Source organism: Stanieria cyanosphaera PCC 7437, from assembly GCF_000317575.1.
Taxonomy (GTDB): Bacteria; Cyanobacteriota; Cyanobacteriia; order Cyanobacteriales; family Xenococcaceae; genus Stanieria; species Stanieria cyanosphaera.
Genome location: NC_019748.1, coordinates 289085 through 305313, shown reverse-complemented (window position 1 = coordinate 305313; position 16229 = coordinate 289085). Strand labels below are relative to the sequence as shown.

General features: G+C 35.0%; 10 protein-coding genes and 3 pseudogenes. 6 read left to right on the top strand and 7 right to left on the bottom strand.

The genetic code is table 11. From position 1 onward, the window contains the following. Positions 1-13: 13 nt before the first annotated feature. A pseudogene (locus STA7437_RS25300) lies at positions 14-405 on the top strand (transposase); the annotation flags it as partial. A gap of 279 nt (positions 406-684) precedes the next feature. Here STA7437_RS25300 and STA7437_RS27610 read toward each other — a convergent pair. Beyond that, positions 685-792 (bottom strand): annotated as a pseudogene (locus tag STA7437_RS27610) (transposase); the annotation flags it as partial. A gap of 40 nt (positions 793-832) precedes the next feature. Between STA7437_RS27610 and STA7437_RS01285 the strand changes: the two are divergent. Beyond that, the gene (locus tag STA7437_RS01285) at positions 833-2230 is read left to right on the top strand and encodes an RNA-guided endonuclease InsQ/TnpB family protein (RefSeq protein WP_015191559.1); all 1398 of its coding nucleotides are present in this window, start codon (positions 833-835) and stop codon (positions 2228-2230) included. A 353-nt stretch (positions 2231-2583) separates the two neighbouring features. Here the strand turns inward: STA7437_RS01285 and STA7437_RS01280 are convergent, their stop codons facing one another. Next, a complete protein-coding gene (locus tag STA7437_RS01280; RefSeq protein ID WP_015191558.1) occupies positions 2584-3729 on the bottom strand; it encodes a glycosyltransferase in 1146 nt (381 codons plus the stop codon). A gap of 125 nt (positions 3730-3854) precedes the next feature. Further along, a complete protein-coding gene (locus STA7437_RS01275; RefSeq protein WP_015191557.1) occupies positions 3855-5006 on the bottom strand; it encodes a SpoIID/LytB domain-containing protein in 1152 nt (383 codons plus the stop codon). Positions 5007-5205: 199 nt separating this feature from the next. On the opposite strand from STA7437_RS01275, the gene STA7437_RS01270 reads away from it, so the two are divergent. Both STA7437_RS01270 and STA7437_RS01265 read left to right on the top strand, forming a co-directional pair. Further along, positions 5206-6168, top strand: coding sequence for a ribonuclease Z (locus STA7437_RS01270; RefSeq protein ID WP_015191556.1), 963 nt, complete (start codon positions 5206-5208; stop codon positions 6166-6168). Positions 6169-6339: 171 nt separating this feature from the next. Then, positions 6340-7635, top strand: coding sequence for a hypothetical protein (locus tag STA7437_RS01265; RefSeq protein WP_015191555.1), 1296 nt, complete (start codon positions 6340-6342; stop codon positions 7633-7635). Positions 7636-7689: 54 nt separating this feature from the next. On the opposite strand, the gene STA7437_RS01260 is transcribed toward STA7437_RS01265, so the two are convergent. After that, positions 7690-8769: a TIGR00341 family protein gene (locus STA7437_RS01260; protein ID WP_015191554.1), complete on the bottom strand. Its 1080-nt coding sequence runs from the start codon at positions 8767-8769 to the stop codon at positions 7690-7692. A gap of 689 nt (positions 8770-9458) precedes the next feature. On the opposite strand from STA7437_RS01260, the gene htpG reads away from it, so the two are divergent. Beyond that, positions 9459-11435 (top strand): molecular chaperone HtpG, encoded by a 1977-nt coding sequence (gene htpG / locus STA7437_RS01255; RefSeq protein WP_015191553.1) that lies wholly within the window; start codon positions 9459-9461, stop codon positions 11433-11435. 126 nt (positions 11436-11561) lie between these two features. Here htpG and STA7437_RS01250 read toward each other — a convergent pair whose 3' ends face one another. From STA7437_RS01250 to STA7437_RS01240, 3 genes and pseudogenes are all read right to left on the bottom strand, one after another. Then, entirely contained in the window at positions 11562-11987 is a 426-nt protein-coding gene (locus STA7437_RS01250; RefSeq protein ID WP_015191552.1) for a DUF29 family protein, read from the bottom strand. A 327-nt stretch (positions 11988-12314) separates the two neighbouring features. After that, positions 12315-13460, bottom strand: a pseudogene (locus STA7437_RS01245) (Fic family protein). Positions 13461-13602: 142 nt separating this feature from the next. Next, positions 13603-15090 (bottom strand): TldD/PmbA family protein, encoded by a 1488-nt coding sequence (locus STA7437_RS01240; RefSeq protein WP_015191551.1) that lies wholly within the window; start codon positions 15088-15090, stop codon positions 13603-13605. Positions 15091-15267: 177 nt separating this feature from the next. Between STA7437_RS01240 and STA7437_RS01235 the strand changes: the two genes are divergently transcribed. Then, positions 15268-16206: a sigma-70 family RNA polymerase sigma factor gene (locus STA7437_RS01235; protein ID WP_015191550.1), complete on the top strand. Its 939-nt coding sequence runs from the start codon at positions 15268-15270 to the stop codon at positions 16204-16206. Positions 16207-16229: the final 23 nt, after the last annotated feature.

The following is a 16229-nucleotide window of genomic DNA, read 5'->3' as shown; positions in this document are numbered from 1 at the left end:
ACCCACAGTTTCTATCATTGATCGATATTGTCAGGCTTATAATGATTTATTTGTTGAAGTCAGAAGTTACGAATGCTTCAAATATTTACATCAAGGAATTATCTCACCAATTAAAAAGAAATCCTTACCAGAAATAGCGTTCATTTGTCGGAATATCTTCACCTCAATCATTACATCATTTTATTGCTAATTCACCTTGGTCAGTAGAAGAATTAAAAGCCCGAAGATTAAATCAAACTCTTGAAGCATTAAAACAACAAGCAATTACAGTAGTAATTGATGAAACAGGAGATACAAAGAAGGGAACAAAAACAGATTATGTGGCTCGACAATACTTGGGTAAGTATTGGAAAAATAGATCGTGGTATTGTATCAGTAAACGCTTATGGAATCTATGATACATTAGAGAAATAATTTTACGGTAAAAGAGGTCAAATAACTTAACAAATAACTATTTTCTTCTCTCCTCTTTTTACTGCATTTACCGCTTTTTTTCTCAAATCGTAGCTATAGGGAGCAGGCATTTTCTTCTTCTTTTTTAGCGATCGCTTTAATCCTAATACTAGCTTACTTTGTCCTAACCTAACCCAGTATTGCTATACTACCATAAAATCTTCCAATTGAGAGCCTATCGGCTTTAGCCATAGGATGAAAATAAGTTAGGGGTTTTAACCCCCTGTCTCCCTAAGCTGAACGCTGATTTTGTATGTACCTCTTTACTGTCTCTGTACTTACTTGTCCCGTTGATGCCACAAAGTAGCTTGGACTCCATAAACACGGCAATTTACTTAACTTTGTATACTAAAATACAACAAATTAATCTAGAGTATTTATGGAGGACTTAAAACCTAACTATCAAACTCAAAAAATTCTTCTTTCGGGTAATGTTTCTGATGAAACTGAATCCTATCTAATTTGGGCTTGTCATCTGTCTAATAATTTGTCAAACTCCACTTTATTTTCTGTTCGACAGGCTCATTTTGCTCGATGTCCTAGAAGAGAATTTTTTGATAAGAATGATTTCTATCGTTCTGAATTTAAGGATAGGTATGTTTCTGTTAGCTATGCTCAACTTTGTAAGGATTTTAAGTTTAATCACAACTATATTGGACTTGGTGGGCAACAAGCTCAACAATGTATTAAATCCGTTGTTGAATCAATTCAAAGTTATAATCAACTGCTTAAAAAATATTGGCAAAAAGAAATCGACATTAAACCTAAACTTCCTAATTATCGTAAATCTGGAGGTCTAAACCAGGTAACATTTCCCAGTCAAGCTGTTACATACAATAAATATGAAGGTTATTGTTCATTAGCAATTAGTAATGAAGCAAGACCAAATTTAGAAATTAAAAAGTTAATTATTCCTAGTGGAGTTGACTTTAAACCAGAACAATTAGTAGAAGTTAGAATTACGCCAAGTAATGGAAAACTTTGGGCTGAATATGTTTATAAATCAGATAAAAAACAAGCTAATGACTTAGATTATTCCCAGGCAATTGGTTTAGACCCAGGAGTAAATAATTGGTTAACTGGTGTTTCGACATTAGGAAAAAGTTTTATTCTATGTGGCAAAAAGATTAAATCAATCAATCAAAAATACAATAAATTAGTAGCTAAATATAAAAAAGGCAAATCTAATTTCTCTTGGGATAGTTTTTTAGCTAATTTAACACATAAACGTAATTGTCAAAGGCGAGATGTTGTTAACAAAGCAGCTAGATTTATTATTAATTATTGCTTAGTGAATAAAATCGGAAATATAGTATTTGGATGGGGAAAAGAGATTAAGCAAAATTCCAATTTAGGAAAAATTAATAACCAGAATTTTGTGGCTATTCCAACAGCAAGATTAAAAAAAAGAATTAAGGAGTTAGCGGAAGCTATTGGGATAAAGTTTATTGAAACCGAAGAAGCTTATACGTCTAAAAGTGATTATTTAGCTGAAGATTGTTTATTCAAATTTGGTGAAAAACCCGAACAATATCGATTTTCAGTTAGAAGAATTACAAGAGGTAATTATAGAAGTAAATTCGGAATTATATGTGCGGATGCGTTAGGTGCAATTAATATAATTAAAAAGGTAGCGATACAGCTAGGCATAAGTTTAGTCGAGGTCGGTAGGGAATCGTTGATAGTTCCGAAGCGGTATGATTTATTTAGTAACTTAAAAAAATTATATCGTAAGCGCTCCGAGATGGTCTTAAGACTATCTCGGAGCAACGCTTAGAATCCTAGTTTTTCAAAACTAGGAGATGTCAAAAGTCCACTCTCTGTCCTTAAGTTTTAATTTGGCGTGAATATGTCCGCAGCAACTACAACCAGAGGATCAAACTAGGTATCCTTGGACGAGTTGGAATCGTGTTGCACGATATCTTAAATCTAACAGAGTTAGACGTTCAGAACTTTTTGATTGGACAAAAACCCTCGGAGATTCTTGTTAGTAGTGATATTGATGAGATGAGCTTGTCTCTCTGCCATGCCAGTAGACAATCAAATCGTATATTTGAGGATTCACCGAGCCTCAAGCCTAAATATGACTAAGAATGTTTAGGTTTTTAGTAGGTGCTATAACTAATCAATTTAAACCAAGGCTTGTGCTTGAATACTATCAACTAGTTGTTGAAGATATTTTTCTCGGTCTAACATTGCAGGAGTAAGTTCGAGTCCAAAAGCAGTTAATATTTCTCGCCAACGATAAACCCAATCGTGTTTTTGTAAAGAATTGGTTACACTATCTCGACTAATACGAATTAATCTTTCTGGCTGTGTATCTAATTCAGTAATAATGTTATCAATATCACGGGTATTGAGATCGATTTCAATGATGCTATCAGACCAACCAAAATATTTTTCAAAGGTAGCAGTTTTAGGCGGAATACCCAACATCACTGTTCCTGCTGCTGCACTTTCAAAAAAACGATAGCCGATTTCTTGATTACCACCTGTTTCTTCAGGACGATTAAACTTTGCATAAGTACAAATAGTATATCGACTTCTTTTTAAAAGATTAGCGAGTAAACGACGATGATCTTGATGATTTTCAACTTCTAGCTGTAATTTTTTGGCAGTATCGTAATAATAAAAAAAGTTTTTCTTGGTAGTTAACTCTAAAAGCGTTTGATGAATTGTGGGTACGCGACGACCGACATAACAAACATCAAGACTACGGTATGGTAAAAAGGGATAGGGAGAAAATAAAACCGTGTCTACTCCTGGTGCTAGATAACTACAAGGAATATTGACTAGTTGAGATAATGGTTTTACTGTATGTTCAACACCCAGAAAAATGCGATCGCAATATTGAAATGGTTCTTGTAACAATCGCCAATTATCAAGTTCGGGTTGCCAAAGTTCACCGATATAACAAGCTACGTATTTACATTTGTCCCGCCAGTTTTTGATTGAATCAAGTAAATAGATTTGCCAGGGATTATCTAAAACCGCAAATAGTAGATCGTATTCTTGATCTAAAGTAGATTGATTGGGAAAAGGACTAATTTTTGTAGCACAAGAGTCAGATTTGGTGACATATTTGATAATTCGGTGCAGTTTACGAGAAAAAGCATATTCGTTACTGGGAACAAACAAATCTACTCGGTCAAAATCAGCAATCAAATCTTCAAATTCGTACAAGCAACAATTCGCAGCTTGATACCTTAATCCTCTTTGGGAAAATAACAATATTCGAGATGACTGTTTAGCATCACTATTCAACTTAGTTAACATAGTTAACGAATTCAACTTTTCAGTAGACCTGCTCAGGGTTGATAATTATGATTAAGATATATTATCTTGAATTATGAATGACATTGAGCAAGGATGATTTTAATTTGAGCTAAAAAGCAACCAAACTAACGGTTGATTTGAGATAAATTAGCCTGTTGATAATAGTGGGAAAGGATTTGAGCATATTTAACACCTTGTTTGGCAAGATAATAAGCTCCCCATTGACTCAATCCTAAACCATGACCGAAGCCTCTGCCATAAATTCGGAAGTTAGCACCGTCACCTGTAACACGGAACAAAGTACTACGTAAATCTAAAACTTTACGCAATTCGGCACCAGTAACTACGGTTGTTCCGCGATCGCCTACTACTTTCATATTAACAACTCTTCCATGAGGGGTAGTTTCTTCGGGAACCATAGTTTTAATTGTACCCACTCCTGCAATTAAATTATTCATTTGTTGGGCTGAGACAACTTTATCCCACTGAAAAACTGGAGATTGCTGATCGTAGTCAACTACTGCGCGTAGATAAGGAAGAGGAGAAGTCCAAACATCTTCAACGTTTTCGGTATGACCACCAGAAGAAGAATGGAAAGCTGCTAAAATTACTTTGCCATTGTAGGTCATTACTTGTCCTGCTGTACCGTTGACAGCCTGATGAGTAGTGGTGTATTCGGTATCCAATCCTTTATAAACCTGAGTACCGATTGTAGTATCAAGGTCGTAAAGACTACTTCTTTCAGTAGAACTTTTGTAAAGAGCATAGGAACGAGCAGCTACAGCTTGAGCTTTAAGAGCCTCTAAAGGCCAAGTAGCGACGGCTTCAGCACCGACAACACTATATAAATAGTCTTCTAAATCGACATAATTAATAGCGGTAAGAGTATCTCCCTGACGCACTAGATGAGTTCGTCCCCGATACCAGCGATCGCCTATCCAAACTAAACCATCTTTTTGACTTGGTTCGATAATGATTTCACCTGCATTCAGACGATCTAGTCCAATTCCATTTCCTTGAGGTTGAGCAGCCAAGGCAGCCATTGGATTTAGTTCACCAATTGGTTTTCCTGCACCATCTTTAACAATGGCACTAGTAGAACTACCTACTTTAAGATCAGCGACATTTTTTTTGATTGCCACTCTCAATTCGAGTGCTTGACTAGGAAAGATTAAACAAATCCAAATTACAGCAGATAACCACCAATGGTGTTTCTGATTTAAGATAGATTGCTTGAGCAAGCATTTGATTAGGGTTGAGTAATTTTGCCGACTCATAGAATAGTTATTTCTCCCTACGATAAAATCTGGTTTGAGATAAATTTAAACAAAATCTTACTCTATCTATCAAATCAATTCACCAGTGTTGACTATCTAAACTTAAAACGTCAACCGAAAATATTCGATAAATCAAGCAAAAATAAAATGCTGCTAAGATGTTTTATTAGATTGGGATAAAGTAAAGAAAAAAAATACTGTGGAAATTACTTTTTTGGGAACAAGTTCTGGAGTACCTACCAGAGCGCGCAATGTATCTAGTGTGGCTTTACGCTTACCCCAAAGAGCAGAAGTCTGGTTATTTGACTGTGGTGAAGGAACGCAACATCAACTGTTACGCAGCGAGATCAAAACTTCTCAAATTCGACGCATTTTTATTACTCATATGCACGGCGATCATATTTTTGGTTTAATGGGTTTAATTGCTAGTTGTGGATTAGCAGGAAATGCTCAAAATATAGAAATTTTTGGTCCTGCTGGCTTAGAAGATTATTTAAAAGCTTGTAGTAAATATTCTTATATCAATTTTGGTTCGCGTTTACAGGTACATATCATTCAACCTGGTTTGGTTTATGAAGATGAAGAATTTAGTGTGAGTTGTACTTTGTTAAAACATCGTGTGCCAGCTTATGGTTATCGCATTGCAGAAAAAGATCGTCCTGGTAGATTTGATGTAGAAAAAGCCAAAGCACTTGAGATTCCTCCAGGGCCTATTTATGGGAAACTTAAACAAGGAGAAACAGTTACGCTTGCTGATGGTCGTCAGATTAATGGCAAAGAACTTTGTGGTGAACCTGAAATCGGGCGCAAAGTAGTTTATTGTACTGATACAGTATTTTGTGACGCAGCAGTAGAGTTGGCAACCGATGCAGATGTTTTAATTCATGAAGCTACTTTTGCTCATCAAGATGCAGAAATGGCTTTTGAAAGATTACATTCTACTTCTACTATGGCTGCACAGGTTGCTCTTTTGGCAGGAGTAAAGCAGTTAATTATGACTCATTTTAGTCCTCGCTATGCTCCTGGTAATAATTTACAGTTAGATGATTTGAAGCAGGAAGCTAGAGCAATTTTTCCCAATACTAAATTGGCGTATGATTTCTTTACTTACGAAGTTCCTAGAAGAAGATCTGAATCGAAAAGTTTGAAGTTAGTTAGTTGACAGTGACCAGTTACCAGTTATCAGTTATCAGTTACCAGTTATCAGTTACCAGTTACCAGTTAACAGTTACCAGTTATTAGTGTTCCTACCTGCTTGGTGAAAAAAAGATAAGATCGAAACGAAAGCTCTATTGATCGCTCAAAATATCTTAATTCTGAATAGATAATTTTTATGACTCCCAATCCACAGATTGTTAAGTCAGTCGAACAACTTAATTACCGTGTTACGGTAGGTGATGTGGCATCTTTAGCTGGTTTAGATGTTAATTTAGCGCAACAAGGATTATTGGCTTTGGCTAGTGATGCAGGGGGACATCTTCAAGTAGCTGAGTCAGGAGAAATAGCTTATTTATTTCCTCGCAATTTTCGGACTATTTTACGGAATAAGTATTGGAAATTAAGATTACAGCAGTGGTGGGAACGAGTTTGGCGTGTTTTATTTTATATAATTCGTATTTCCTTTGGGATTGTTTTGATCGCTTCAATTTTGTTGATGTTAGTTGCGATCGCAGTAGTAATCATTTCGATTAGTTCTAGTCGCGATGATAATGATGGTGGAGGAAGAGATAGTTATGGTGGTGGCTATTTTTTCCTACCTCGCTTTTGGATTGGTCCAGATTTGTTCTGGTTTTTTGACCCTGATTATAATTATCGTCGTCGTCAGCGCAGAAAAAGTACTGCTAATTACCAAATGAATTTTTTGGAAGCAGTATTTTCTTTTATCTTTGGTGATGGTAATCCTAATGCAGATTTAGAAGAGAAACGTTATGCTGCCATCGGACAGGTAATTCGTAATCACGGTGGTGCAGTGATAGCCGAACAAATTGCTCCTTATTTAGATCGAGTTGATGCTGATGAGGACTATATGTTACCAGTTTTAAGTCGTTTTAATGGTTATCCTGAAGTGTCTCCTCAAGGGGAAATTATTTATTACTTTCCCGAATTGCAAGTTACAGCTACTGAAAGAAAACCCCAACCTATTTCGGCTTATTTGAAGGAACAGTTATGGCGTTTTACTCAAGCTTCTAGCGGACAGGTAATGCTTTCAATTGGCTTGGGTACAGTTAATTTAGTGTTGGCTTTGGTATTGGGTTCTCTACTGCGAGATGGTACTATTGCAGCACAATTAGGAGGAGTAGTCGCTTTTGCTGGTTCGATTTACTGGTTATTGTTAGGTTATGGTATTGCTTTTTTAACTATTCCTTTGATTCGTTATTTTTGGATTCAAGGACGTAATCAAAAGATTGAAAAACGTAATCAAGTACGTCAACAAAGAGCAGAATTTTTATTAGCAGCCCAGCAAAAATTACAACAAAAAATGCTATTTGCTCGTCAATTTGCCAAACAAGAAATTATTAGCGATCGCGATATTACCTATACTACAGAAACGGATTTATTAGATCAAAATCTGCTGAACAGTGACAAAATTGATCAAGAATGGCAAAAAAGATTAGAATCTGATTCTTAAAAATTTACTGCGTTTTTCAGTTCAATAGAACACATACACAAAAACTGCTGTAATTTATTGGACTGGTGCTTGTAAAATATTAACAGGAACTATAACTACTTTTAATTCCACAGGCTTTTGAAGTTCTTGCGCTAAAAAATCTCTAACTAATTCAATTTGATTTTGAGTAATTGAATCTTCATCGGCTGCAATTTGCATTTGAATATTGATGCGATTGGAAAAGGACTCGACTTGCAGCGAATTGATATCAGAATTAGCAAAAGTTAAAGTTTGATTTCTAACTAATTGACTAACCTTACTACGAACGCTTTCTTTAACCAATAATTCTCTTAAAGAAAAACTAAGAGGTAATCCTAATATACTCAACACAAAGATTGAAAAAAATAATCCCTTTTTAGCTCTTTTAAGATTGCCATAAGATTGAAATAAAAATACTAAACTACCACTAAAAATAATCCCAACTAGGTTGGTAACAAACAGTAAAAATGCTCCTAAAGACAAAGTCTTTTGAGCAAAAGCTAAACCAATTCCCACTACACTTAAAGGAGGAACTAAAGCAACTGCAATTGCCACTCCTGGTAAAGCATCAGCAATTCTGCGTCGAGAATTAGCAAAAGCACCAGCAGAACCAGCAGCTAAAGCAATACTGAGATCTAGTAAAGTAGGATTTGTTCGAGAGAGAATTTCGGGACTAACTGTTCTTAAACCGACAATTAAAGTAGTTAACCAAGCAGTAATAATAGTCAGAATTATTCCTGTAGACAAAGTTAACATTGAACGCCTTAACAATCGTCGATTACCAACTGTAGCTGAATAAGCAATTCCTAAAATTGGGCCCATTAAAGGAGCAATAATCATCGCCCCAATAATAACGGCTACACTATCCGCTAATAAACCTAATGTGGCAATCACACTAGACAGTCCCAACATAAAATGAAAACTAAAAGAAGGGACAGAAATTCGCCATATAGAACGATTTAAACTAGCAATAGGCATCGGTTTTTCTTTAAGCCAATGCCACTCACCACTCTCGGTATACCAAAACTTTTTGATACTGGCTATTTGAGGAGAAAATTTTGATTTGACTAACAGTTTTATTTGCTGGAAATAGTTAAAATTAATTTTAAATAGCATATTTAATCCTAAAAATAAATCATTAATCAATTAATCAAGTAAACAACCTAATAATTATTCTCAAAATCTATCATTAGATAGATATGTTTTCTATCAAAAGAGTGATTACCTAAAATTAAATATGTTTATAAACAATTACACAAAAGAAATTACATAGTTAATCCTGGAAAAAGGAAACCAAAAATAGTTAACAGGTAGGAGATATAGCTATTTAAAATAGACAAAAAAATGTTCAATTAATTATGTTTAGAAACTTAAATTGTCAAAAATTACAAAACAATTAAATGATGAGTATTGTGCTAAAAACTTTTTTGAGTAGTAAAGTAATTGCGATCACGCTACCAATGATAGTTGAAGTAGTAAGCAACAAAATCAATAAGTTGTCTTTTTTTTGATAATTAATTCAGTTATTTAGCGATTAACTATAAATAAAAAAAGATTTTACTATTTTTTTGACTTAGGCAAATACACCAAGACAATGGTTCATCAGCAATTGCTAGGCAATCAAACATAAACCAAGATGGTAAACTGAACTTCATCAATTGAAAACAGCGATATTTTCGTATAATCGTTTCTGAAAAGTATGGCAGGTAGGGAAATCCACATCAGTTTTGGCGTATAATCCCAAAGTCGTTTTCAAAAAATGATGAGTCAAAATCAATAAATAAAACCTTAGACAGATAAAACCTATGGCAGTATTGGAAAAAGGCAATATTACGATCCATACCGAGAATATCTTCCCCATTATTAAAAAGTCTCTCTATACCGATCATGAAATCTTTTTACGGGAATTAATCTCAAACTCTGTTGATGCTATCTCTAAGCTGAAAATGGCATCCTTAGCAGGAGAAGTCCAAGGCGAAATTGAAGAACCAGAAATTACTATTAGATTAGACCAAAGCAAACGAACTCTTTCTGTTTCTGATAATGGCATTGGCATGACTGCCGATGAGGTAAAAAAATATATTAATCAAGTTGCTTTTTCTAGTGCCGAAGATTTTATTACCAAATATGAAAAAAGTGCTAACGATCTAATTGGTCACTTTGGTTTAGGTTTTTACTCTTCCTTCATGGTGGCTCAAAAAGTAGAAATTGATACTCTTTCCTACAAAGAAGGTGCGGAAGCAGTACATTGGAGTTGTGATGGTTCTCCAGAATTTGAGTTATCTCAAGGTGAACGTACAACAGTTGGAACTACGATTACTTTAACTCTGCAAGAAGAAGAAAAAGAATACGCCGAACCAGCTAGAGTTAGACAGTTAATCAAGACTTACTGTGATTTCATACCCGTAAAAATTAAACTAGACGGGGAACAAATCAATAAACAGCAAGCACTGTGGAAAGAATCACCTCAAAATTTAAGTAAAGAGGATTATTTAGAGTTTTATCGTTATCTTTATCCTTTCCAAGAAGATCCTTTACTCTGGGTTCATCTTAATACTGATTATCCTTTCCTTCTCAACGGCATTCTCTATTTCCCTAAACTAAAACCTGATGTAGATTTTTCCAAAGGACAAATTAAACTCTTCTGCAACCAAGTCTTTGTTAGCGATCATTGTGAAGAAATTATTCCTGAATTTTTAATGCCTCTGCGGGGTGTAATTGATAGTCCCGATATTCCTCTCAATGTTTCTCGGAGTGCCTTAACTAATGATCGCACTGTTCGACGTATTGCTGACTTTATTGCCAAAAAGATCGGCGATCGCTTAAAATCTCTTTACAATGAAAACCGCGATGAATATATTCGTTGTTGGGAAGATGTAGGAACTTTTGTTAAATATGGTTCTCTCAAAAATGAGAAATTCAAACAACAAGTCGAAGATTTAATCATTTACCGCACTACCTATCAACCTACTCCAGCTACCGCAGATACTCCCCAAGTAGAAGTACAAAAAGAATCTGGTGATGCTTGGGAAGAAGTAAGTACAGAAGAAAGTAAAACTACTTCTACTCAACCCTACACCACTCTTAAAGAATATCTTGACCGCAACCAAGCCAAACAAGAAAAGCGCGTCTTCTACTGTAGCGATCCTTCAACTCAAGGAACTTATGTAGAACTTTACAAAAAACAAGGTTTAGAAGTTCTTTTCTTAGATTCCTTTATCGATACTAATTACTTTATTCCTTTCTTAGAAAGAGAATATTCTGACGTTCAATTCTCCCGTGTTGACTCCGAACTAGATCAAACTCTAGTTGAAGATGATAAAGCACAGGAAATTGTCGACCCCAAAACCAACAAAACTCGTAACGAAGTAATCAAAGAAATCTTTGAGAAGGCACTCAATAAACCCAGAGTTAATATCAAAACTCAAGCAATTAAATCCGATGATCCTCAAGGTACACCACCAGCAATGGTATTATTACCCGAAGCGATGCGGAGACTTCAAGAAATGACTGCTTTGATGCAAGATCGTAGTATGGGTTTTCCTGAAGATCATGTCTTGTTAATCAATACTAGCCATCCTTTGATTCAAAATATCCTTGAACTCAATCAAGGTGCAATTATTCAAGGTAGTGGAGAATCTCCCACGGCAGAAATGGTTAATCTGATGTGTCAACACGTTTATGATTTGGCATTAATGGCGCAAAAAGCTTTTGATGCAGAAGGAATGAAAGCTTTTGTAGAACGTTCCAATCAAGTTTTAACCAAATTAACCCAAAAATAAGCTTGTTTGCTTTTAACTAAATTATTTAATGCCCATAGCTATAAGTTGTGGGCTATTTTTATCTTTATTGATTATTATTAACTCTAACTCAATCTAAAATACTGTATGTAAATCTATAGCGATCGCTTATGATACCTCGATCAAACTAATTGCTTTTGCTGTAATAGAATCGCGGTCGATTAACTTTTGTAGTTGTTCTGGATTATAACTACCACCAAAAGCTTCTAGAGAGGCTTTTTCTACAGCAAGATCGAAAACTTCTTCAATCATCTCAACTACTTCTGTTTTTTTGGCATAGTAGCCACCCGCTTTCCGACGTTTATTTATTTTATTAATTTGAAAAACAGAATTATTAATTGAGTATCGCCAAGAATTTGTCAATTTACCTTCAGCTTGTTCTTTAATTAAGTGTGTTAGTAAAATAAGTAAATAGCTAGATATTTTATTGAGTTTATCTTCCAGAGACATTTCTTCGAGTTCATCAACAATCTGTAAGGCTTTTTGATAGTCTTGTGCTTCAATACATTTGCGCAATTCAAATAATTCGTACATGGTTTTTTGGGCGATATAAAACTTTATTTAATTTAATTTAATTTTAGCCTAAGTAAAAAAGTAGAAAAAAGTCACAAATAGCAAGACTAAATTTTGATTCTAAACAAAGATAAAAATGTTTTTAGAAGTTAATTATAATAATAAATCTGTTATGGATTTAGCGCGAGAATTGGTATCAAATCATTTTGCGTTATTGGGTTGGTAGCAATCAATAAATGGGTTTTACTATCGTTTTACTCGGTCAAAGTCCGAAAATAATAATCTGAATTAACTAGATAAAAGCGATCTCATAAAAAAATTTTTCTCTTTGAAAGAATTAGCATTCTATTAATTTAATCGATGGTCATTGGCAAAAAGAGCTAAATAAGGATCGTATCGATAAAGACGATTACGCTGCCAACCTGTAATTTCATTAAGTAAACCTAATTGTTCCAATTGTTTAACAGTTTTATTAGCAGTTCCATAGGAGCATTCTAAATACTCTTCTACCAAAGGAATATTAATCATTGGTTTTTCAAATAATAAGTCTAGCAAACGCAATCCATAGCCACTATTGTTAATTTGTTTACCAATTAATTCTCGATGTTGTTCCCGTAGAGTAAGAATAGATCGAGCTGTAGTAGTTGCTGATTCACTAACTTCCCAAATTCCTTTGAGAAAAAACTTTAACCATCCTTCCCAATTACCATCAGTGCGTACTGCCATTAATCTGTCATAGTATTCGGCACGATGAAACTTAAGATAATGACTAAGATATAGTAAAGGTTTTTGTAAAATCTCTCTTTGGCAAAGTAAAAAGGTAATTAATAACCTTCCAACACGCCCATTTCCATCTAAAAAGGGATGAATTGTTTCAAATTGGGCATGGGCTAAACCACAGTGAATTAAAGCAGGAAAAGAATTGCGATCATGTAAAAATTTTTCTAGATTATCAAGAGCCTTGTGCATTTCCAAAACAGGTGGTGGAATAAACGTTGCTGTAGCTAAAGTGCAACCTGGAGAACCTATCCAATTCTGAGTTTTACGAAATTCTCCTGGAGTGCGATCGCTTCCTCTAACCCCATCGAGTAATTTAGCATGAATTTCTCTAATCAAGCGTAGACACAAAGGTAACTCTTGAAGACGTTCTAAGCCATATTGCAATGCATGAACATAGTTAACTACTTCTTCGACATCTTTAGGGCGTTCTTGTCCTTTAGCATCGATTTCATATTGTAGTACATCTTCAAGTGTGCTTTGAGTACCTTCTATTTGAGAACTAAGTACGGCTTCTTGACGAACGTACATAGCAACAAACAAATCGGGATTGGGCAAAATAGATGTAGCTCAATCTAATCTTCCTAGTGAACGATCCGCTTGAGAAAGTAAACGGGTAAGTTCTACATCCATTTTAATTGGAGGGTTTGGTGGTAATGGTGCAGGAATAAAAGCGGTGTAGCCTTCAAGCTGTTTTACTAATTGACCAGATCGCATCATAAGATTAGATGGCTAGTTATTTTATTTCACTGCTATGAAATAAGATTGAGAATATTAAATCTTATTTTACATATATGCTATTTTTTGAAATAAGATTTGTCAATTATGAATTAGAGCCAGCCCTCAAAGGAGCAACAATCTAAGAACTTCTGCCGACGTGAATATCTTTGACTCTGACAGGAACGCATCCATGAGTCATTTGGGCAATTTGCATCGGTTCGCCTTTACCACACATATTAGTGCCACATTGTTGCCATTCTGAAGCTGGCGCGATCGCGTCAATACTATTCCAAAAGTCAGTAGTCATGCTGTGGTAAGTGACATTTTTTAACATCCCAACGATTTTGCCTTGTTCGATTTTCCAGAAAGCATCACCACCAAATTGAAAGTTACGCCGTTGTTGATCGATGGAATAACTGCCAATGCCATCAATTAAAATTCCTGATTCGGTATCGGCAATCATTTCTGCTAAAGTAGCAGTGTGACTATCTCCTGGTTTTCCTGGTTCTAAGCCTAAATTGGGAATTCTCACTATTGGTACGCTAGACCAATTATCTGCATAAGCACTACCATTACTACTACCACGTCCTAATCTGTAGGCAGTTTCTCTGTCAGTTAAATAATCATTGAGAATGCCATCTTTGACTACGTACCATTGTTGTGCAGGTACACCTTCATCATCATAAGCCATTGTAGCGCGTCCGTTTGGTTGGGTGCGGTCGGCAATAAAATTGACCCAAGGCGCAGCATATTGAAGCTTTCCTAATTGATCCGTAGTAGCAAAGCTAGTTCCAGCAAAATTCGCTTCATAACCGTAAACACGGTCTAATTCAGTTGGATGTCCTACCGATTCATGAATAGTTAGAAAGAGATTAGTTGGTTTTAAAATCAGAGTGGTACGAGTATCGGTAGTTAATTCTGGGGCATGAACTTTGGCGACCGCTTCTTGGGCAACTCGATCTATATTGTTTAATAAATCTTCTTTGTCTATATGTTCGTAACCAATGTTGAGGGGAGGACGTTCGTAATTACGCCCTTGGGCATCACCAGCAGCGATCGCAGTACAACCAAAACCAGGATAACTACGATAAATAGTTTGTTCGATTAAAGAACCCTCTGTCGAGGCAAAAATTTTATCTTCTTTGGTAAAACGCAGGAAAGAATAAGCTTTTTTGATGCCACTCTCACTATACTTTAAAAGGCGATCGTTAATAGTTAATAATAACTCTGCTTTTTCTGCAATCGAAATCTCAAAAGGATCGAGAGCGATCGGGGTGGTATATTGGTCTTGATAAGCTGCCACTGGAACTAATCGAACTGGTTCTTGTTGAGTTAAACGACTTCCACGAGCAATTTCTACAGCTAAATCAACAATTCTCGTAATTTCTTCAGGATTTTGACGAGGAGACGCAGCAAATCCCCATGAACCATTTAACAAAACTCGTACTCCAAACCCCGAACTAACATCGTCCGCAAGATGACTTAATGAAAGATCTCTTGCTGTCAAGCTTTGATGACGATAACTACAAATTCTAATCTCACCATATTCACAACCAGATTGGCGAATTAAATCTATTGCTAATGTTGCTAATTCTTTGGTTGTTTTTTTTTGAGGAGTTTGTACCATTTCAGACTTTAGTTAGTTATTGATTCATTTTTTTTATGGTAGCAATTTCTCATTTACTGCCTAATTGTAAAATTTTGTAAAAAAAGCATAAATTTGCCTCAGTTCAGCAGAGTGAAAAATAAGAAGTGTTTCTGATTTAGCTAATCAATTTTTTAAAGGTGGGCAAAGTTTTCTCAAATGATAAGTTTTGAGAGTGATCAATTTTCTAGTAGTGACGAGCTACTTAAACAACTTCTGTTTGAATTACAAAATTCAAAGAAACTATTCTCTCAACAGCAATTATTAATTGCTAGAATAGTCGAATTAATTTTGCGTTCTCGTCCTATTTGTCGGCAGTTTAATGGAAATATATGGGGTATCTATCAAGAAATTTATGACCAAGCTAAACAGCAGATTTTTCAAAGTATAACTCAAGACGGATGGCAAGGAAAATTAGATAAAATTAATGTTAGTAACTGGAAAAATAACTTACAAAAACAAACATTTAAAGCAATTTTAACTGATGAAAGACTTAAACAATTAGGGTTAGAAGCTCAAAAAGCTCCTCCTCAAAGCGAGTTAAGAAGTTATGCTTTAACTGAACTAATTAGGGCAATTCAGTTATCAGGTAAATTATGCCGACCTTATCAAGAAACTTTTGCTCCCAAATTTTATCAATTACTTTATGAAGAGGCAGTAGTTATTACTTTTACGTACGTTTGTTTACATATAGAGCTTTATGACCCAGAAAGAGGCAAAGGCAAATTTATGAATTGGGTCAATTTTCGTTTAGAAAAAGCGATTATTGAATGTCGTCGTAAATTTAATGATTCTCAAAGTATAGAATTACCAAATTTAAAAGATTTAGAAACTATTAATCAGCCAGAAATAACACCATTATTATCCGAATTGCTTTATAGATACATTGAAGAAGATGTTAATCAAGTTTTTAGCCAAATACATATTAGAAATCGACCCGATGCAAATTTTAGAGCGATCGCTTTAGCTAGATTTAATGGATATAGTTGGGAAGAAATAGCAGAAAATTTTCAGTTGACAGTTTCTACTTTAAGTCGTTTTTATCAACGTTCTTGCCAAAAACTTGCCCCTCTATTAAAACAAGAATTTCAAAGTTGAATTAAATTGGATTTAGAAAATGT

What these genes read in the sequence shown, in the direction of transcription:
- STA7437_RS01285 (WP_015191559.1), top strand. Translation starts at nt 833, where the DNA reads ATGGAGGACTTAAAACCTAACTATCAAACTCAAAAAATTCTTCTTTCG.
- STA7437_RS01280 (WP_015191558.1), bottom strand. Translation starts at nt 3,729, where the DNA reads ATGTTAACTAAGTTGAATAGTGATGCTAAACAGTCATCTCGAATATTG.
- STA7437_RS01275 (WP_015191557.1), bottom strand. Translation starts at nt 5,006, where the DNA reads ATGAGTCGGCAAAATTACTCAACCCTAATCAAATGCTTGCTCAAGCAA.
- STA7437_RS01265 (WP_015191555.1), top strand. Translation starts at nt 6,340, where the DNA reads ATGACTCCCAATCCACAGATTGTTAAGTCAGTCGAACAACTTAATTAC.
- STA7437_RS01260 (WP_015191554.1), bottom strand. Translation starts at nt 8,769, where the DNA reads ATGCTATTTAAAATTAATTTTAACTATTTCCAGCAAATAAAACTGTTA.
- htpG (WP_015191553.1), top strand. Translation starts at nt 9,459, where the DNA reads ATGGCAGTATTGGAAAAAGGCAATATTACGATCCATACCGAGAATATC.
- STA7437_RS01250 (WP_015191552.1), bottom strand. Translation starts at nt 11,987, where the DNA reads ATGTACGAATTATTTGAATTGCGCAAATGTATTGAAGCACAAGACTAT.
- STA7437_RS01240 (WP_015191551.1), bottom strand. Translation starts at nt 15,090, where the DNA reads ATGGTACAAACTCCTCAAAAAAAAACAACCAAAGAATTAGCAACATTA.
- STA7437_RS01235 (WP_015191550.1), top strand. Translation starts at nt 15,268, where the DNA reads ATGATAAGTTTTGAGAGTGATCAATTTTCTAGTAGTGACGAGCTACTT.